Here is a 19,172-nt window from a genome sequence, read left to right as displayed (position 1 = left end):
AACCTCGGTGTCCGTCTTCAACAAGCTCATGCGTGCAGGCGAAGGCAAGATCCTGCGCAAACTGCACCGCATCGCGGACCAGGTCAACTCCATCGAAGAGGACTTCGTCAACCTCTCCGACGCCGAGTTGCGGGCGCTCACGGACGAGTACAGGCAGCGGTTCCAGGACGGCGAGAGCCTGGACGACCTGCTGCCCGAGGCCTTCGCGACCACGCGCGAGGCCGCCAAGCGCGTCCTCGGCCAGCGGCACTACGACGTCCAGATCATGGGCGGCGCGGCGCTGCACCTCGGCTACGTGGCCGAGATGAAGACCGGTGAGGGCAAGACCCTCGTCGGCACCCTGCCCGCGTACCTGAACGCGCTGTCCGGCAAGGGCGTCCACCTGATCACGGTGAACGACTACCTCGCCGAGCGCGACTCCGAGCTGATGGGCCGGGTGCACAAGTTCCTCGGCCTGGAGGTCGGCTGCATCCTGGCGAACATGTCGCCGGCGCAGCGCCGCGAGCAGTACAACTGCGACATCACCTACGGCACGAACAACGAGTTCGGCTTCGACTACCTGCGCGACAACATGGCGTGGTCGAAGGACGAGCTGGTCCAGCGCGGCCACAACTTCGCCGTGGTCGACGAGGTCGACTCGATCCTCGTCGACGAGGCCCGCACCCCGCTGATCATCTCCGGCCCGGCCGACCAGGCCACGAAGTGGTACGGCGACTTCGCGAAGCTGGTGACCCGCCTGACCAAGGGCGAGGCCGGCCAGCCGCTGAAGGGCATCGAGGAGACCGGCGACTACGAGGTCGACGAGAAGAAGCGCACCGTCGCCATCCACGAGACGGGTGTGGCGAAGGTCGAGGACTGGCTCGGCATCGAGAACCTCTACGAGTCGGTGAACACCCCGCTCGTCGGTTACCTCAACAACGCGATCAAGGCCAAGGAGCTCTTCAAGAACGACAAGGACTACGTCGTCATCGACGGCGAAGTCATGATCGTCGACGAGCACACCGGCCGTATCCTCGCCGGCCGCCGCTACAACGAGGGCATGCACCAGGCGATCGAGGCGAAGGAAGGGGTGGACATCAAGGACGAGAACCAGACCCTCGCCACGATCACCCTGCAGAACTTCTTCCGCCTCTACTCGAAGCTGTCGGGCATGACCGGTACGGCCATGACCGAGGCCGCCGAGTTCCACCAGATCTACAAGCTCGGTGTCGTCCCGATCCCGACCAACCGCGACATGGTCCGCAAGGACCAGCCGGACCTGATCTACCGGACCGAGGTCGCGAAGTTCGCCGCCGTCGTCGACGACATCGCGGAGAAGCACGAGAAGGGCCAGCCGATCCTCGTCGGCACGACGTCGGTCGAGAAGTCCGAGTACCTCTCGCAGCAGCTCTCCAAGCGCGGCATCCCGCACGAGGTGCTCAACGCCAAGCAGCACGACCGCGAGGCGACGATCGTCGCCCAGGCCGGCCGCCGGGGCGCCGTCACCGTCGCCACGAACATGGCCGGCCGCGGTACCGACATCAAGCTCGGCGGCAACCCGGACGACCTCGCCGAGGCCGAGCTGCGCCAGCAGGGCCTGGACCCGGAGGAGCACATCGAGGAGTGGGCGCACGCCCTTCCCGCGGCGCTCACCCGGGCCGAGGCGGCCGTGAAGGCCGAGTTCGAGGAAGTCAAGGACCTCGGCGGGCTGTATGTGCTGGGCACCGAGCGGCACGAGTCGCGCCGTATCGACAACCAGCTGCGCGGCCGCTCCGGCCGACAGGGCGACCCGGGCGAGTCCCGCTTCTACCTCTCGCTCGGCGACGACCTGATGCGCCTGTTCAAGGCGCAGATGGTCGAGCGCGTCATGGCGATGGCCAACGTGCCGGACGACGTGCCGATCGAGAACAAGATGGTGACCCGCGCGATCGCGTCGGCCCAGTCGCAGGTCGAGACCCAGAACTTCGAGACGCGCAAGAACGTCCTGAAGTACGACGAGGTCCTCAACAGTCAGCGCGAGGTCATCTACGGCGAGCGCCGCCGCGTCCTGGAGGGCGAGGACCTCCAGGAGCAGGTCCGCTTCATGATGGACGACACGATCGACGCGTACATCGCGGCCGAGACGGTCGAGGGCTTCGCCGAGGAGTGGGACCTGGAGCGCCTGTGGGGCGCCTTCAAGCAGCTCTACCCGGTGAAGGTCACCATCGACGAGCTCGAGGAGGCCGCGGGCGACCGGGCGGGCATCACCGCCGAGTTCATCGCGGAGTCCATCAAGGACGACATCCACGAGCAGTACGAGGCGCGCGAGAAGGCGCTGGGCTCCGACATCATGCGCGAGCTGGAGCGGCGCGTGGTGCTGTCGGTGCTGGACCGCAAGTGGCGCGAGCACCTGTACGAGATGGACTACCTGCAGGAGGGCATCGGCCTGCGGGCGATGGCCCAGAAGGACCCGCTGGTCGAGTACCAGCGCGAGGGCTTCGACATGTTCAACGCCATGCAGGACGGCATCAAGGAGGAGTCCGTCGGCTACCTGTTCAACCTGGAGGTCCAGGTCGAGCAGCAGGTCGAGGAGGTCCCGGTGCAGGACGCGGCGCCGTCGCTGACGAAGGAGCCGGCCCGTCCGGAGATCCGGGCGAAGGGGCTGGACGCTCCGCAGCGGCCGGACCGGCTGCACTTCTCGGCGCCGACCGTCGATGGTGAGGGCGGTGTGGTCGAGGGCGACTTCGAGTCCGAGGGCGCCGCGGGTGACGGTGACGGTGACGGGATGACGCGGGCGGAGCGGCGGAAGGCCGCGAAGGCCTCCGGCGGGCGTCGCCGTAAGAAGTAGCCCCTGCGGGGCGGCGTACACGGCCGGGGCCGGGCACCTAGGGGTGTCCGGCCCCGGCCGTTGCGCGTGCGCGCGGGTGCCGGTGTTGGGGGCGGTGGGTGGGTGGTGCCGGTGGGTGAGGCGGTGCGGCGCCGTTGCGGGGCTCTGCCCCGGGCCCCGCGCCTCAAACGCCGGCGGGGCTGAACTTGGGCCCTGTGCCGTACGTGGTGGTGGGGCTGAGCTTGGGCCCCGCGCCTCAAACGCCGGCGGGGCTGAGCTTGGTGGCGGGGCTGAACTTGGGCCCTGTGCCGTACGTGGTGGCGGGGTCATGGGCGGGGGCCTTCGAGTTCCACTGCTGCGCAGCGCCAGCGCAGGTCCGGGCCCTGTTCCAGGCGGAAGGCCATGGCCGTCATGCGGTCGCCCGTGGCGATGCGGGCGAAGGCCTCGATGACGCCCGGGCCCGGGGTGAAGCGGCCGCACTGGCGGACGACGGGCCGCAGGCGGTCGCGGAGGTGCTCCGCGGGGGCCAGGGTGACCAGCTGCTCGTAGGCGGGGCCGACCGTGTGGCCGAGGAGCGAGTGGACCGGCCGCAGGCCGCTGACGACCGCGAGGAGGCGGTCGGCGAACCAGTGGTGCGGGCCGAGCCGCAGGGCCCGCTCCGGGGCTGCCGGGCGCCGCGTGTCGCGCCGCCCGGCGGGGCGGGTCCGGGACTGGCCGCCGGTCCGGCGGCGGGCCGCCTCGCCGCCGATCGTGCCGCGCATCGTGGTGTCCATTCGCGATCTGCCCCCGAACAGGCCGGGCCCGGCTGATACCGGGCGGTAACTTGATGGGAGTTTCTTATGGCGGGCCGAACATGGTCCGCAAGCGGCCCGTCACGCGGTCCCGGTCCGGCGCCGCTTCACCTATCCGAGTGGCGCCGGGGGCTTCCCGGGCCCCGGTGGTGCGCCGTCCGGGACCGGGGTGGACGCGGGAGGGTCGTGGCCCCGCACCCCGAAGGGGGACGGGCCGTCACCCGGAGGGCGGCGCGATCCCGGCCGTCGCCGAGGGGCGCGGGGGCGGCGGCGGGGCCCTGGTGCTCCCGGTGGCCTGGGGTGCGGTCGTATCCTGGGGGCGTTTCCGACTACCGAAGGCAGCCCCATGCGCGCGTATGTTCCTTTGACCCTCCCCGGGCTCGCCGAGGTGCACGAAGCGGGTGGGCTGGCCCCCGGTCCGCTGCGGGCGTACGCCGTCACCCCCGGGCTGCGCGAGTGGTACGTGTCGGACGACATCGAGGAGCTGGAGTACGCGGCCCTGAGCCGCGCCGCGGCCGCCTCCCTCCGGCTGATCGCCGCCGACCCGGCCGCTCCGCCCCGGCGGGTCGTCCTCGCCCTGGACGTCCCCGACAAGGCCGCCACCGCCGCCCCCGGCGTGGACGAGGCCGCCCTCGGCCAGGTCGTCCTCGCCGAGGCGGTACGGCTCTCCGCGGCCGCCGCCGTGCACGTCGACGCCGATGACGCCGAGGAGGCCGTGGCGGCCGCCGCCCGGGCCCTCCCGGCCGCCGACGGCGGGGACGGCGACGCGCAGTTCACCGTGGACGGCGCCGAGGACCATGAGCTGCTGTGGTTCGGGGTGCAGGAGATTCCGGGGCTGCTGAAATGACCCCTTCGACCCATATTGTCTGGGATTGGAATGGCACCCTCCTCCACGACATCGACGCCGTCATAGCCGCGACCAACGCCTCCTTCGCGGAGCTCGGTTTCGCCCCGATCACCCTCGAGACCTACCGCGACCTGTACGTCGTACCGGTACCCAAGTTCTACGAGCGCCTCATGGGGCGGCTGCCCACCGAGGACGAGTGGCTGCTCATGGACGACACCTTCCACCGGCACTACTGGGCCGCCGCCGAGGGCGCCGCGCTCGCCGAGGGTGCCCGCGAGCTGCTCCGGGACTGGCAGGGCGACGGGCTCACGCAGTCCCTGCTGTCCCTCGCACCCCACGAGAAGCTCGTGCCGCTGGTCCGCTTCTACGGCATCGAGCGGCACTTCCTGCGCGTCGACGGGCGGACCGGGCCTTCCCACACCAGCAAGGCGGGGCATCTCGTACGGCACATGGCCGCTCTGGACGGGACGGGCGTGACGGCCGCGGGTACGGTCCTCATCGGAGACGCCGTGGACGACGCGCTCGCCGCGGCCCACATCGGCGCCCGGGCCGTGCTCTACACGGGCGGCTCGCACAGCCGCACCAGCCTGGAATCGGCCGGTGTGCCCGTCGTCGACTCCCTGGCGGAGGCCGTCCGCACAGCTCGGGAAATGGCCGAATAGCGACCGTCGCGGCGCCGCGCCCGGGCCTCCTCGCCGTCGCTGTCCAGAACGTCAAAGTTCAACCTCAAGTTTTGTACACATCCATGACGTGTGCGGGGTGGGTGGAGATAGCCTGGTACCCGTGATCAGCGCGATAGTCATCGGGGGCACCGAAGCCTCCGGCCTGCGCCCGTGGCACCACCGTGCCCGGGCCCTCGCTGGTCCCCGCTGCCGGGACGTGGGGCCTATGGCCAATTCCCTCCCGGTCGGCTCTCTCCACGGCGCGGCGCCGATCCCGAACGGACACCCCGCTTCGCGGTGCAATGCCACTTCCTTCACCTACGTCACGCAATGGCGCGCGACAGGAGCCAGAGGACATGCAGACCAAGCTGGACGAAGCAAAGGCCGAGCTGCTCGCGCGGGCGGCCCGGGTAGCTGAGAACAGCCCGGCCGGGGGGCTACTTCCGACTGGGTCCGAGCAGGGGGAGCGTCCCGACCGGGACACAGTGCTCGCCTACCTCCAGCGCTACTACCTGCACACCGCCCCCGAGGACCTCTTGGACCGGGACCCGGTCGACGTGTTCGGGGCGGCGCTCTCGCACTACCGGCTCGCGGAGAAGCGGCCGCAGGGCACCGCGAACGTGCGCGTGAACACCCCGACCGTGGAGGAGAACGGCTGGACCTCCAGCCACTCCGTCGTCGAGGTCGTCACGGACGACATGCCCTTCCTGGTGGACTCCGTCACCAACGAGCTGTCCCGCCAGGGCCGCGGCATCCACGTCGTGATCCACCCGCAGGTCGTCGTCCGCCGTGACGTCACCGGCAAGCTGATCGAGATCCTCGGCCCCGACTGCGACGCGCACGGCCCCAGGACCGCGCGCCCCCACGACTCCCTCGTCGAGTCCTGGATCCACGTCGAGATCGACCGCGAGACCGACCGCGCCGACCTGAAGCAGATCACCGGCGATCTGCTGCGCGTCCTGTCCGACGTGCGCGAGTCCGTCGAGGACTGGGAGAAGATGCGCGACGCGGCGCTGCGCATCGCCGACGGCCTGCCCGACGAGCCCACCGCCCCGGACCTGCGCGAGTACGAGCTCGAAGAGGCCCGCGAGCTGCTGCGCTGGCTCGCCGACGACCACTTCACCTTCCTCGGCTACCGCGAGTACAACCTGGTCGACGGCGACTCCCTCGCGGCCGTCCCCGGCACCGGCCTCGGCATCCTGCGCTCCGACCCGCACCACAGCGGCAAGGACGACGGCCACCCCGTCTCGCCGTCCTTCAACCGGCTGCCCGCCGACGCCCGCGCCAAGGCCCGCGAGCACCGCCTGCTGGTGCTGACCAAGGCCAACAGCCGCTCCACCGTGCACCGCCCCTCGTACCTCGACTACGTGGGCGTCAAGAAGTTCGACGCCGAGGGCAACGTGGTCGGCGAGCGCCGCTTCCTCGGCCTGTTCTCCTCCGCCGCGTACACCGAGTCCGTGCGCCGCGTCCCGGTCATCCGCCGCAAGGTCAGCGAGGTCCTCGAGGCCGCCGGCTTCTCGCCGTCCAGCCACGACGGCCGCGACCTGACGCAGATCCTGGAGACCTACCCGCGCGACGAGCTGTTCCAGACCCCGGTCGACAAGCTCCGCGAGATCGTCACCTCCGTCCTGTACCTCCAGGAGCGCCGCCGGCTGCGGCTGTACCTGCGCCAGGACGAGTACGGGCGCTACTACTCCGCGCTCGTCTACCTGCCGCGCGACCGGTTCACCACCGGCGTCCGGCTGCGGCTGATGGACATCCTCAAGGAGGAGCTCGACGGCATCAGCGTCGACTTCACCGCCTGGAACACCGAGTCGATCCTCTCCCGCATCCACTTCGTCGTCCGCGTCCCGCAGGGCAAGGAACTGCCGGTCCTCACCGACGCCGACGTCGAGCGCATCGAGGGCCGCCTCGTCGAGGCCGCCCGCTCCTGGGCCGACGGCTTCTCCGAGGCCCTGGTCGCCGAACTCGGCGAGGAGCGCGCCGCCGAACTGCTGCGCAAGTACGCCAACTCCTTCCCCGAGGGCTACAAGGCCGACCACTCGCCGCGCGCGGCCGTCGCCGACCTCTGCCACCTGGAGCGGCTCTCCGCCAGCGACCTGCCCTTCGCGCTCTCGCTGTACGAGCCCGTCGGCGCCGGCCCCGGCGAGCGCCGGTTCAAGATCTACCGCACCGGCGAGCAGGTCTCGCTCTCCGCGGTCCTGCCCGTGCTCCAGCGCCTGGGCGTCGAGGTCACCGACGAGCGGCCGTACGAGCTGCGCCGTTCCGACCGGGTCAGCGCCTGGATCTACGACTTCGGCCTGCGGATGCCCGCCGTCGGCGCCAACGGCGACGCGTACCTCGGCGACGACGCCCGCGAGCGCTTCCAGGAGGCCTTCGCGGCCGTCTGGACCGGCCAGGCGGAGAACGACAACTTCAACACCCTGGTGCTGAGCGCCGGGCTGACCTGGCGGCAGGCCGTCGTCCTGCGCGCGTACGCCAAGTACCTGCGCCAGGCGGGCTCCACCTTCAGCCAGGACTACATGGAGGACACCCTCCGCAACAACGTCCACACCACCCGGCTGCTGGTCTCCCTCTTCGAGGCGCGGCTGTCGCCCAGCCGCCAGGCCGCCGGCAGCGAGCTCGTGGACGCCATGCTGGAGGAGCTGGACGGGGCCCTGGACCAGGTCGCCTCGCTCGACGAGGACCGGATCCTGCGGGCCTTCCTCACCCTCATCAAGGCCACCCTGCGGACCAACTTCTTCCAGGAGGCGAAGGGCTTCGAGTGGCACGACTACGTGTCCATGAAGTTCGACCCGCAGGCCATCCCCGACCTGCCGGCGCCCCGCCCGGCCTACGAGATCTGGGTGTACTCGCCGCGCGTCGAGGGCGTGCACCTGCGCTTCGGCAAGGTCGCGCGCGGCGGCCTGCGCTGGTCCGACCGGCGTGAGGACTTCCGTACGGAGATCCTCGGCCTGGTCAAGGCGCAGATGGTCAAGAACACCGTGATCGTGCCGGTCGGCGCCAAGGGCGGCTTCGTCGCCAAGCAGCTCCCGGACCCCTCCGTGGACCGCGACGCCTGGCTCGCCGAGGGCATCGCCTGCTACCGCACCTTCATCTCGGCGCTGCTCGACATCACCGACAACCTGGTCGCGGGCGAGGTCGTGCCCCCGCAGGACGTGGTGCGCCACGACGAGGACGACACCTACCTCGTCGTCGCCGCCGACAAGGGCACCGCGACGTTCTCCGACATCGCCAACGAGGTCGCCCACAAGTACAACTTCTGGCTCGGCGACGCCTTCGCCTCGGGCGGCTCGGCCGGTTACGACCACAAGGGCATGGGCATCACGGCCCGCGGCGCCTGGGAGTCCGTCAAGCGGCACTTCCGCGAGCTCGGCCACGACACCCAGACCCAGGACTTCACGGTCGTCGGCGTCGGCGACATGTCCGGCGACGTCTTCGGCAACGGCATGCTGCTCTCGGAGCACATCCGCCTGGTGGCCGCGTTCGACCACCGGCACATCTTCCTCGACCCGAGCCCGGACGCGGCCACCTCGTACGCCGAGCGCCGGCGCCTGTTCGACCTGCCGCGTTCCTCGTGGGCCGACTACGACACCTCGCTGATCTCGGCGGGCGGCGGCATCCACCCGCGCTCGGCGAAGGCCGTACCGATCACCGCGCAGGTCCGCGCGGCCCTCGGCATCGAGGCCGGCGTCACCAAGATGACCCCGGCCGAGCTGATGCAGGCGATCCTCAGGTCCCCCGTGGACCTGGTGTGGAACGGCGGCATCGGTACGTACGTCAAGGCCACGTCCGAGACGCACGCGGACGTCGGCGACAAGGCCAACGACGCCATCCGCGTCAACGGCTCCGACGTACGGGCCAAGGTCATCGGCGAGGGCGGCAACCTGGGCCTGACCCAGCTCGGCCGCATCGAGTTCGCCCGTATCGGCGCGGGCGGCGAGGGCGGCAAGGTCAACACCGACGCCATCGACAACAGCGCCGGCGTGGACACCTCCGACCACGAGGTGAACATCAAGATCCTGCTCAACGCGGTCGTGGCGGACGGCGACATGACCGTCAAGCAGCGCAACAAGCTGCTCGCCGAGATGACCGACGAGGTCGGCACGCTGGTGCTGCGCAACAACTACGCGCAGAACACGGCGCTCGCCAACGGCGCGGCGCAGGCCCCCAGCCTGCTCCACGCGCAGCAGCGCTTCATGCGCCGCCTGGAGCGCGCGGGGCTGCTCAACCGCGAGCTGGAGTTCCTGCCCACCGACCGGCAGATCCGCGAACTGCTCGCCAACGGCCGGGGCCTGACCCAGCCGGAGCTGGCCGTCCTCTTCGCCTACACCAAGATCACGCTGGCGGACGAGCTCATCCACACCGTGCTGCCGGACGACCCGTACCTGCGCCGCCTGCTCTTCGCGTACTTCCCGGCCGCCCTGCGCGAGAAGTTCCCCGAGCAGATCGACGGGCACGCGCTGCGCCGGGAGATCATCACCACGCTGCTGGTCAACGACACCGTCAACACCGGTGGTTCGACCTTCCTGCACCGCCTGCGCGAGGAGACCGGGGCCTCCACGGAGGAGATCGTCCGGGCGCAGCTCGCGGCCCGCGAGATCTTCGGCCTGGCCGATGTGTGGGACGCGGTCGAGGCCCTCGACAACAAGGTCGCGGCCAGTGTCCAGACCCGGATCCGGCTGCACTCGCGGCGCCTGGTCGAGCGCGGCACGCGCTGGCTGCTGAACAACCGGCCGCAGCCGCTCCAGATCACCGAGACCATCGAGTTCTTCAGCGAGCGGGTCGGGCACGTCTGGGCCGAGCTGCCGAAGCTGGTGCGCGGCGCCGACCTCGAGTGGTACCAGTCGATCATGGACGAGCTGGTCGGCGAGGGCGTGCCGGAGGAACTGGCGGCCAAGGTGGCCGGCTTCTCCTCCGCCTTCCCGACGCTGGACGTCGTCGCGATCGCGGACCGCACCGGGGTGGCTCCGCTGGACGTCGCCGAGGTGTACTACGACCTCGCCGACCGCCTGGACATCACCCAGCTGATGGACCGGATCATCGAGCTGCCGCGGTCCGACCGCTGGCAGTCGATGGCCCGCGCCTCCATCCGCGAGGACCTGTTCGCGGCGCACGCGGCCCTGACCGCCGATGTGCTGTCGGTGGGCGACGGCAGCTCGACCCCCGAGGAGCGGTTCAAGGCCTGGGAGGAGAAGAACGCGGCGATCATCGGCCGTGCGCGGACGACCCTGGACGAGATCCGCGGCTCGGACGACTTCGACCTGGCGAACCTGTCGGTGGCGATGCGGACGATGCGGTCGCTGCTGCGCGCGCACAGCTAGGCCTTCTCGGCGGGCCGGGCCCGGGACCTTCGCGGTCCCGGGCCCGGCCCGTTCGTGTGCGGGTGCGGCGCCGTTGCGGGGGCTCCGCCCCCGGGCCCCCGCGCCTCAAACGCCGGCGGGGCTGGATGTGGCCCGGCCGGGGCGGGAACGGCGTCGGGGGCGCGGGAAGCCTCCGCAGGGCGCCGGAGGGGAGCCCCGGCGGGGCTGGATGCGGCGCGGCCGGGGCTGGAGTGGGTCAGCGGGATTTCGTGAAGGCCTCGTAGGCGGCGCAGACCTCGTCGGAGGGGCCGTCCATGCGCAGGACGCCCGCTTCCAGCCAGATCGCGCGGTCGCAGGTCTCGCGGACCGTGTTGATGCCGTGGCTGACGAGGAAGACGGTGCCGGCGCGTTCGCGCAGTTCCTCGATGCGGTCCTGGCTGCGCCGCTGGAAGGCGGCGTCGCCGGTGGCGAGGGCCTCGTCGATCATCAGGACGTCGTGGTCCTTGGCGGCGGCGATGGAGAACCGCAGCCGGGCGCCCATGCCGGAGGAGTACGTGCGCATGGGCAGGGAGATGAAGTCGCCCTTCTCGTTGATGCCGGAGAAGTCGACGATGTCCTGGTAGCGCTCCTTGATCTGTTCGCGGGTCATGCCCATCGCGAGGCCGCCGAGCACGACGTTGCGCTCGCCGGTCAGGTCGTTCATCAGCGCGGCGTTCACCCCGAGGAGCGAGGGCTGGCCGTGTGAGTAGACCGCGCCCCGCGCCACCGGCTGGAGTCCGGCGATGGCCTTGAGCAGGGTGGACTTGCCCGAACCGTTGGAGCCGATGAGGCCGATGGCCTCGCCCTTGTACGCGGTGAAGCTGACGCCCTTGACGGCGTGCACCTCGCGGAGGCCGGGGGCGGGCCCCCGGGTGAAGATCCGGCTGAGGGCCGCCGTGGCGCCGCCCTTGCGGGCGCCGGCGCCCTGGACCTTGTAGACGACGTGGACCTCGTCCGCGATCACGGTGGGGACGCGGGTCTCACCGGTCTGCGCTGCGGTGTTCGATGCGGTGTCCGATGCGGTGTCAGCCACGGCCGTACTCCTCCTCGGCCTTCCAGAAGTAGACGAACCCGCCGACGCCGGCGAGCAGGGCCCAGCCGATGGCGACCGGCCAGACGTGGTGGGGGAGGGACTGCGACGTGAAGCTGTCGATGAAGGAGAAGCGCATCAGGTCGATGTAGACGGCCGCCGGGTTGAGCTTGAGGATCATGAGCACCCAGTGGGGCAGGTGGTCGGTCTTGAGCATCTGGTCGATGGACCACATGACGCCCGACGAGTACATCCAGGTGCGCAGGACGAAGGGCATCAGCTGGCTGACGTCGGGGCTCTTGCTGCCGATGCGGGCCATGAGCAGGGCGCAGCCGGCGGCGAAGACGGCCATCAGCAGCAGCGTCGGCAGGGCCACGAGCCAGGACGGGCTCGGTGTCTGGCCGAAGGCGAGCAGCAGGATGACCAGGGCGCCCATGGTGACCAGCAGCTGCTGGAAGAGCTGGACGACGGTGGAGATCGGCAGGCTCGCGCGGGGGAAGTGCAGGGCGCGCACCAGGCCGATGTTGCTGTGGACGGATCGGGTGCCGGCGTTGACGGAGCTGCCGATGAAGTCCCAGACGAAGACGCCGGTGATCAGGAACGGCACGTAGTCGGGCACGTGGTGGCTGGCGCGCATGACCACGCCGAAGATGAAGTAGTAGACCGCCGCGTTGAGCAGCGGGGTCACCAGGTGCCAGACCTGGCCCAGCTTCTCCGTGCTGTAGGTGGCCTGCATGCGGGCCGTGGCGTACGCGGTCACGAAGTGGCGCCGGTCCCAGAGCTCCGCGATGTAGCGGGGGAGGGAGGGGCGGGCGCCGCTGAGGGTCAGGCCGTGGGCGGCCGCCAGTTCCGCGGGGGTCGCGGCGGCGGTCGGGGGTGCGGTCGCGGTGGTCACAGGGGTCGCTTTCGCCGGGGTCGGGGCGTCGGCGACGATGGGACGGGGCCGTATCGTCGCTACGGCGAGGCTAGGGCGTTGCGCGACGGAACGCAACCGTATCGTCGTGTCGTGGGCGCGGCTATGCTCTGTGCATGACCACGGATCCTGCCGACACCGTCGCCGCCCCCGCCCGCCGCGCCCCCGCCGGGGCCGCCGTCCTGCGCGAGGACGTGACCGAGGCGATCAGGGAGGCGGTGGTGGAGGAGCTGGCCGCGGTCGGCTTCTCCCGGATGTCCATCGAGGGCATCGCGCGGCGGGCGGGCGTCGGGAAGACCGCGGTCTACCGGCGCTGGAAGTCCAAGCTGCACCTGGTGCTGGACCTGGTCGGCGCCTTCGCGGCGGACGGCCTGCCGGTGCCGGCGACGGGCTCGCTGTACGGGGACGTACGGGCCCTGCTGGAGGTCATGTCACACGTACTGCGGCACCCCGTGGCCTCGGCGGTGATCCCCGACCTGCTGGTCGAGGCGGCCCGCAACCCGGAGATCGCCGAAGCGGTCCGCGGGGCCCTGCTCGACGGCCAGCACCGCATGGCGCAGGGCATCGTCGGCGACGCCGTCGACCGCGGGGAACTCCCCGGGGGCATCGGCCCGGAGCACGCCCTCGACCTGCTGATCGGCCCCCTCTACTGGCGCCAGGTGGTCGTCCGCGACGCGGTGACCGCCGCCCACCTCGACACCCTGGCCCACCAGGTGGTGGCGGGCCTGAAGGCGGGCCCCGGCGCCGCCTGAGCGCACCGCACGCCCTCAGGGCGGTCACGGCCAGACGTGCGCCAGGGTCGGTTCCGCCGACGGGGCCGGCGTCGGGGCGGGGGCCGCGGGGGCGGGGCGGCGGTCCGGCAGGGGGGTGACCGCCGGGATCGGGGTGGGCTGGCCCAGGAAGATCCGGCGCACCACGCGCTCCGCCGCGTGGCCGTCGTCGTACTGGCAGAAGCGCGCCCGGAAGGCCGCGCGGAGCTGGGCCGAGCGGGAGCCCTGCCAGTGGCCGGTGGCGAAGATGTCCACCAGCTCGTCCTCGGTCCGGGCGATCGCGCCCGGCGGGCACGCGCGCAGGTCGAAGTAGGTGCCCCGGGCCGCCTCGTACGCCTCCCAGTCGTCCGCGTGGATCACGATCGGCCGGTCCAGCGCCGCGTAGTCGAACATCAGGGACGAGTAGTCCGTGACCAGCGCGTCGGAGGCGAGGCAGAGTTCCTCCACCGAGGGGTGCGAGGAGACGTCCAGCAGGCGGGGGTGGGCGTCCGCGGGGGAGTGGGCGTCCGCGTACGTGAGGTGGGTGCGGGCCAGGATCGTGAAGCGCGGCCCGAGGTCGCGCAGCACCCGCTCGAAGTCCAGGTGGTCCGGCCGGCTGCGCCGGTAGTCGCGATGGGTCGGCGCGTACAGGATCGCCGTCGAGCCCGCCGGGATGCCGAGGCGTTCGCGCAGCTCCAGGACGTCGGCCTGGGTGGCCCGGTGGAAGACGTCGTTGCGCGGGTAGCCGTACTCGAGGGTGGTGTACGAGGAGGGGACGGCCTTCTCCCACACCAGGGTCGAGTGCCGGTTCGCCGAGAGCAGGTAGTCCCACTGGTCGGCGCCGCGCAGCAGCCCCGCGAAGTCCGTGGTCGGGGTGGCCGCCGGCCGGTCCTGGAGGTCGAGCCCGACCCGCTTGAGCGGGGTCCCGTGCTGGGTCTGGACCACGACCTGGCCAGGGCGCTTGACCAGGGCCCGCTCGCAGTTGACGTTGGTGACCAGGTACGCGGCCCTGGCCAGGGCCGTCCAGTACGCCGCCGAGCCCGGGCGCAGCAGGGCCGTCTCGCGGGGGAGGGTCGCGGCGTGCCGCGGGTCGCAGATCCAGGCCGTGCGCATGGCGGGCGCCAGCTCCCGCAGCTTCGCCTCGATCGCCGCCGGGTTGCAGGCGTAACCGCCGTGCCAGTACGCGGAGAAGACCGCGAGCTCCGGGCGCAGGGGGAGCAGGCGCTGGGTGCGGTAGTGCAGCCGCAGGGCGCTTTCGCGCAGGCCGCGCGAGAGGGCCGAGGCGCCGCGGCCCGCCGCCAGCCCGCCCGAGCGCAGGACCGACAGTAGCCGGTACGTGCGCCGGGTGCCCAGCCGCATCAGCAGGTGGCGGATCCGGTCGGTCCTGGACAGGGACAGCGCCTGCGCCCCCGGCGCCCGGTAGCGGCGCAGCAGGGCCGACGCCCGGCCGAAGAACTCGGCCCGGCTCGCGCGCGGGAGGCGGCGCGGGTCGGCGTACAGGGCGCAGAAGTGCTCGGCCATCCGCCGGTGCACGGCGGGGCGCCAGCGCTCCAGCTCGGGGCGACCGGCGAGGTAGCCGAAGACCCGGTCGTACTGGTCGAAGATGTCGAGGTGGCGGCGGGTGGAGGTGGTCAGGATCGAGCCGGTGCGGCGCTGGCGGTAGTGGACGCAGACCCGGTCCAGGACGGCGATTGACTCCGCGGCCAGCAGCGCCGGGTAGGTCCAGGGGGTGTCCTCGTAGAAGCCGGGCGGGAACTCGAAGCCCTCGCGCTCCACGTACTCGCGGCGGTACGCCTTGTTCCACACCACCATCAGCATGCCGAGCAGCGCGGGCCGGTCGGCGAGGCGGAAGCTGGCCGGCCCCTCCTCGGACAGCCGGTGCGAGAGGCGGTTGCGCACGAGCTCGCCGGTCCAGAAGGTGCGCGCGTAGTCGTAGACCAGCACGTCGGGCGAGCCGGTGTCCTTCAGCCGGTCGGTGATGGCCTGGAGCGCGCCGGGGGCCAGGGTGTCGTCGCCGTCGAGGAAGACCAGGTAGTCGCCGGTGGCCCGGGCCAGACCCGCGTTGCGGGCAGGGCCCAGGCCGAGGTTGTGCGCCAGGTGCACGGCGGTCACCCGCGGGTCCCGGGCCGCGTACTCGTCGATGATCGAGCCGCAGGCGTCCGGGGAGGCGTCGTCGACCGCGATCAGTTCCAGATCCGGGCACGACTGCGTCAGGACCGAGTCCAGACTCTCCTGGAGGTACGCCTGGACCTTGTACGCGGGCACGATGACGCTGAACCGGGGCACGGCACATCCAGGGGTCGGCGCGGGCATATTGCTCCCCCAGCTACCGCTGGGTGGTACCCCCAAGCAACCCCCGGTGTGGTGTTCGGGTTACGCAGCGTGTGGCATTCGGGTTACGCAGCGTCAACACCGCATGTCGGGGGGTCGTCGCGGCCGCCTCGCGCCGCTACTTGATGGCCCCGGCCATCACCCCCGAGACGAACTGCCGCTGGAAGGCGAAGAAGACGACGAGCGGGATCACCATCGACAGGAACGCGCCGGGCGCCAGTACGTCGATGTTGTTCCCGAACTGCCGTACCTGCTGCTGGAGCGCCACCGTCACCGGCGGGTTCGCGGAGTCCGCGAAGACGAGCGCGACCAGCATGTCGTTCCACACCCACAGGAACTGGAAGATGCCGAGCGAGGCGATGGCCGGACCGCCCAGCGGCAGCACCACCCGCGCGAACAGCCGCAGTTCGCCCGCACCGTCCAGGCGGGCCGCCTCCAGCAGCTCCCGTGGGATCTGGGCGAAGAAGTTGCGCAGCAGGAACACCGCGAACGGCAGCCCGAAGGCGGTGTGGAAGAGCACCACGCCCGCCGTGGTCTCGAACAGGCCGATGGCGCCGAAGAGTTCGGACACCGGGATCAGCGCCACCTGGACCGGGACGACCAGCAGCCCGACGACGACCAGGAACAGCCAGTCCCGTCCGGGGAACTCCAGCCAGGCGAAGGCGTATCCGGCGAAGGCGCCCAGGACCAGGACCAGCAGGGTGGCCGGAACCGCGATCGCGACGGTGTTCAGCAGCGAGGCGGTGATCGTGTCGTTCGCCAGCAGCCGCTCGTAGTTGCCGGCGGTCAGCCGCGCGGGCGCGGTCAGCGCCTGCCACCAGCCGCCCCGGTTCAGATCGCCCGGGGCCAGGAGGGAGGAGAGCAGCAGGCCGAGGGTGGGCAGCAGCCAGAAGAGCGCGGCCGCCACCAGGAACACGCGCACCGCACCCGAGGCGAGCTTGGCGGAGACGGCCTGGGCGTACGAGACCCGGGGGGAACGGCTCATCGGGACCCCTCCTTCCGCAGCCGGCGGATGTTCACCAGCATCACCGGGACCACCAGCACCAGCAGCAGCACGGCGATGGCACTGCCCAGACCCGGATCGGCGTCCGTCCCGAAGGAGGTCCGGTAGAGCTGGAGCGCGAGCACGTTCGCGTCGTCCTGCACCGCCCCCGGTGCGATCACGAAGACCAGGTCGAAGATCTTCATCACGTTGATGACGAGGGTGACCAGCACCACCGCCAGCACGGGCGCCAGCAGCGGCACGGTGATCCGGCGGAACACCTGCCACTCGTTCGCCCCGTCCACCCGCGCCGCCTCCAGCAGCTCGCGCGGTACGGAGGCCAGCCCGGCCCCGATCAGCACCATCGCGAAACCGGCCCACATCCATACGTACGCCCCGATCACCGCCGGGGTGACGAGCGACGGGCCCAGCCACTGGACCCCCGCGTAGGCCTCGCGGAAGTTCGCCGCCGGCAGCCGCAGCTGTGCCCCGTCGGCCTTGGCGGACAGCGTGAAGGTGCCGTCGGCTCGGGCCGTCGCCCTATCGACGACCCGGCCGTCCTTGACCGCCTCGATCCGCATCCCGGCGAAGGCCTGCTCGGCCGGGTCGACCGCGTTCGTGGCGCCGCCCCCGCCGCGGGTGAAGTCCTGCCAGGCCGTCCCGGTGACCTTGCCGGGCTCGGCGGCCGCCGCCTTGGCCGTACGGGTCCCCTCCGGCAGGGCCTCCGGGGCCACGCCGACCAGCGGCAGCAGCACCGGGGTGCCCGCGCGGACCGGGTCGCGGGTCACGAAGGCGCCTCCGCCGGCGTCCGTCAGCGGGGAGTCCCGGCCCGGGCGGGCTTTGGGGAAGGCCGAGGACTCCGCGAAGGTGTCGTGGACCCCGACCCAGACCGCGTTGGCGACGCCCCGGTCGGGGTCGTGGTCGTAGACGAGGCGGAAGATGATGCCCGCCGCCAGCATCGAGATCGCCATCGGCATGAACACCAGCAGCTTGAACGCCGTTCCCCAGCGGACCCGTTCGGTGAGCACCGCGAAGATCAGGCCGAGCGCGGTGGCCGTCGTCGGCGCGAGCACCACCCACAGCGCCGTGTTCTGCAGGGCGGTGCGGATGGTGGGGTCGCTCAGGATCTCCCGGTAGTTGTCGCCGCCGACGAACCCGGTCCCGGGACGGTCGAAGAAGCTGCGGTAGAGCGAGTAGCCGATCGGGTGCACGACGAGCGCGCCGAGCAGCACGAGCGCCGGCAGGAGGAACGCCGCCGCGACCAGGCGGCGGCGCCTGGCCTCGGCCGAGCGGGCGGTCCTGCCCGCCCGGGCGGCCGGGGCCGGGGCCGGGGTGGTGACCTTGGCCGTCACCGGGATCAGTTCCCGTAGGCCTTGGCCGCGTCCGCCTCCAGTTTCGCCTGGGCGCCCGCCACGTCCGACGGGTTCGCCAGGAAGTCCTGGAGGGCCTTCCACTCACCCGCGCCGGGGGTCCCGCCGAAGGCCGCCGGAGCCTGGTCCGACATGTCGAAGCGGAAGTCGTCGCCCGCCGCGATCAGCGCCTTGGCGATGTTCCGCTGGATGTCGTTGGGGTAGGCGGCCAGGTCGACCGCCTTGTTCGGGGAGATGAAACCGCCCTCGCGGGCCTGGATGGCGGCCGCGTCCGCCGACGCCAGGAAGGTCAGCAGCGCCTGCGCGCCCTTCGACGGCTTCAGAGCCACCGCCACGTCACCGCCCGAGACCACCGGAGCCTTCGCGCCGACGGCCGGGAAGGGGAAGACGAGCGCGTCCGTACCCACCTTCGCCTCGGTCTGCGCGATGTTCACCGCCACGAAGTCGCCCTCGAAGACCATCGCCGCCGCCGGCCGGTCGCCGCCGGTGAACGTCTGGGTCACCGACTTCGGGAACTCGGTCGACAGGGCCCCGCTCGGCCCGCCCGCCAGGAAGTCCTTGCGCCCGAACAGCTCGCCCAGCGTGGTCAGCGCCTGCTTGACGCTGTCGTCCGTCCACTTGATCTCGTGCTTGGCCAGCTGGTCGTACTTCTCCGGACCGGCCTGGGACAGGTACACGTTCTCGAACCAGTCGGTGAGGGTCCAGCCGTCGGCTCCGGCCACCGAGACCGCCGGAGTGCCCGAGGCGGACAGGGTGTCGGCCGCGGTCAGCAACTCCTTCCAGGTCGCCGGGGGTTTGACGCCCGCCGCCTCGAAGGCCTTCGCGTTGTACCAGATCAGCGACTTGTTCGCGGCCTTGTAGTAGACGCCGTACTGGGTGCCCCCGACGGCCCCCAGCGTCTTCCAGCCCGCCGAGTAGTTCTTGTCGAGCTGAGCCTGGGCCTCCGGGCCCACCGGCTGCGCCCACTTGTTCTGCACCGCCGAGACCAGCGCCCCGACCTGCGGGAGCAGCGCCACGTCCGGCGGCGCCCCGCCCGCGATCTTCGAGCCGAGGAAGGTGACGATCGGGTCCTGGGCCGGGACGAAGGTGACGGAAGCCCCCGTCCGCTTCTCGAACTCCTTCAGGACCTTGGTGAAGTTCTCCTGCTCCGGTCCCGTCCAGACCGCCGCGACCTCCAGCTTCTCGCCGTTCAGCTGGGGTAACGCCACGCTCGGGGTCTGCTCCGCCCCGCCCGGGGCCGGCTGGTCCTTCCCGCCGCCGCCCCCGCCGCACGCGCCGAGCGTGAGCGCGCCCGCCGCGGCGAGTGCCGCCCAGCTGAGTGTCGTACGGCTCGTTCCGTGCCTGCGCATGGTTCTGCCCCCGATGCCCGT

Annotated in this window: 12 protein-coding genes; 5 read left to right on the top strand and 7 right to left on the bottom strand. The window is 71.5% G+C overall.

Annotated elements, in window-relative coordinates:
* The first annotated feature begins 7 nt into the window (after positions 1-7).
* A complete protein-coding gene (gene secA, locus AB0D66_RS06675; protein ID WP_362297589.1) occupies positions 8-2,806 on the top strand; it encodes a preprotein translocase subunit SecA in 2,799 nt (932 codons plus the stop codon).
* 305 nt (positions 2,807-3,111) lie between these two features.
* Here the strand turns inward: secA and AB0D66_RS06670 are convergent, their stop codons facing one another.
* The gene (locus AB0D66_RS06670) at positions 3,112-3,546 is read right to left on the bottom strand and encodes an Rv3235 family protein (RefSeq protein WP_362297667.1); all 435 of its coding nucleotides are present in this window, start codon (positions 3,544-3,546) and stop codon (positions 3,112-3,114) included.
* Between the two features lie 376 nt (positions 3,547-3,922).
* On the opposite strand from AB0D66_RS06670, the gene AB0D66_RS06665 reads away from it, so the two are divergent.
* From AB0D66_RS06665 to AB0D66_RS06655, 3 genes are all read left to right on the top strand, one after another.
* Positions 3,923-4,423, top strand: coding sequence for a hypothetical protein (locus AB0D66_RS06665; protein ID WP_362297586.1), 501 nt, complete (start codon positions 3,923-3,925; stop codon positions 4,421-4,423).
* A complete protein-coding gene (locus tag AB0D66_RS06660; RefSeq protein WP_362297583.1) occupies positions 4,420-5,085 on the top strand; it encodes an HAD hydrolase-like protein in 666 nt (221 codons plus the stop codon). Before AB0D66_RS06665 ends, AB0D66_RS06660 begins: the two co-directional genes overlap by 4 nt.
* A gap of 356 nt (positions 5,086-5,441) precedes the next feature.
* On the top strand, positions 5,442-10,409 hold the full coding sequence (locus tag AB0D66_RS06655; protein ID WP_362297580.1) for an NAD-glutamate dehydrogenase: 4,968 nt from the start codon (positions 5,442-5,444) through the stop codon (positions 10,407-10,409).
* Between the two features lie 235 nt (positions 10,410-10,644).
* Here the strand turns inward: AB0D66_RS06655 and AB0D66_RS06650 are convergent, their stop codons facing one another.
* Together AB0D66_RS06650 and AB0D66_RS06645 are read right to left on the bottom strand one after the other, a co-directional pair.
* The gene (locus tag AB0D66_RS06650) at positions 10,645-11,460 is read right to left on the bottom strand and encodes an ABC transporter ATP-binding protein (protein WP_362297577.1); all 816 of its coding nucleotides are present in this window, start codon (positions 11,458-11,460) and stop codon (positions 10,645-10,647) included.
* Positions 11,453-12,352, bottom strand: a complete 900-nt coding sequence (locus AB0D66_RS06645; RefSeq protein WP_362297574.1) for an ABC transporter permease — start codon at positions 12,350-12,352, stop codon at positions 11,453-11,455. Before AB0D66_RS06645 ends, AB0D66_RS06650 begins: the two co-directional genes overlap by 8 nt.
* Before the next feature lie 134 nt (positions 12,353-12,486).
* Here AB0D66_RS06645 and AB0D66_RS06640 point away from each other — a divergent pair, with 134 nt between their 5' ends.
* Positions 12,487-13,122, top strand: coding sequence for a TetR/AcrR family transcriptional regulator (locus tag AB0D66_RS06640; RefSeq protein ID WP_362297571.1), 636 nt, complete (start codon positions 12,487-12,489; stop codon positions 13,120-13,122).
* A 24-nt stretch (positions 13,123-13,146) separates the two neighbouring features.
* Here the strand turns inward: AB0D66_RS06640 and AB0D66_RS06635 are convergent, their stop codons facing one another.
* The 4 genes from AB0D66_RS06635 to AB0D66_RS06620 form a co-directional block, all read right to left on the bottom strand.
* Positions 13,147-15,405 (bottom strand): bifunctional glycosyltransferase family 2 protein/CDP-glycerol:glycerophosphate glycerophosphotransferase, encoded by a 2,259-nt coding sequence (locus tag AB0D66_RS06635; protein ID WP_362297568.1) that lies wholly within the window; start codon positions 15,403-15,405, stop codon positions 13,147-13,149.
* Positions 15,406-15,568: 163 nt separating this feature from the next.
* Positions 15,569-16,435 (bottom strand): carbohydrate ABC transporter permease, encoded by an 867-nt coding sequence (locus AB0D66_RS06630; protein WP_362297565.1) that lies wholly within the window; start codon positions 16,433-16,435, stop codon positions 15,569-15,571.
* A complete protein-coding gene (locus AB0D66_RS06625; RefSeq protein ID WP_362297664.1) occupies positions 16,432-17,697 on the bottom strand; it encodes a sugar ABC transporter permease in 1,266 nt (421 codons plus the stop codon). Before AB0D66_RS06625 ends, AB0D66_RS06630 begins: the two co-directional genes overlap by 4 nt.
* 92 nt (positions 17,698-17,789) lie before the next feature.
* Positions 17,790-19,151 (bottom strand): ABC transporter substrate-binding protein, encoded by a 1,362-nt coding sequence (locus AB0D66_RS06620; RefSeq protein WP_362297562.1) that lies wholly within the window; start codon positions 19,149-19,151, stop codon positions 17,790-17,792.
* Positions 19,152-19,172: the final 21 nt, after the last annotated feature.

Origin of the sequence: Streptomyces sp. NPDC048270 (assembly GCF_040652335.1) — a bacterium.
Classification (GTDB): Bacteria; Actinomycetota; Actinomycetes; order Streptomycetales; family Streptomycetaceae; genus Streptomyces.
This window is presented reverse-complemented; position numbering and strand designations above follow the sequence as displayed.

Bases quoted from the DNA above. Each gene is read 5' to 3' on its own strand.
- AB0D66_RS06670 (WP_362297667.1), bottom strand. From the start codon at position 3,546: ATGCGCGGCACGATCGGCGGCGAGGCGGCCCGCCGCCGGACCGGCGGC.
- AB0D66_RS06665 (WP_362297586.1), top strand. From the start codon at position 3,923: ATGCGCGCGTATGTTCCTTTGACCCTCCCCGGGCTCGCCGAGGTGCAC.
- AB0D66_RS06660 (WP_362297583.1), top strand. From the start codon at position 4,420: ATGACCCCTTCGACCCATATTGTCTGGGATTGGAATGGCACCCTCCTC.
- AB0D66_RS06655 (WP_362297580.1), top strand. From the start codon at position 5,442: ATGCAGACCAAGCTGGACGAAGCAAAGGCCGAGCTGCTCGCGCGGGCG.
- AB0D66_RS06640 (WP_362297571.1), top strand. From the start codon at position 12,487: ATGACCACGGATCCTGCCGACACCGTCGCCGCCCCCGCCCGCCGCGCC.
- AB0D66_RS06630 (WP_362297565.1), bottom strand. From the start codon at position 16,435: ATGAGCCGTTCCCCCCGGGTCTCGTACGCCCAGGCCGTCTCCGCCAAG.
- AB0D66_RS06620 (WP_362297562.1), bottom strand. From the start codon at position 19,151: ATGCGCAGGCACGGAACGAGCCGTACGACACTCAGCTGGGCGGCACTC.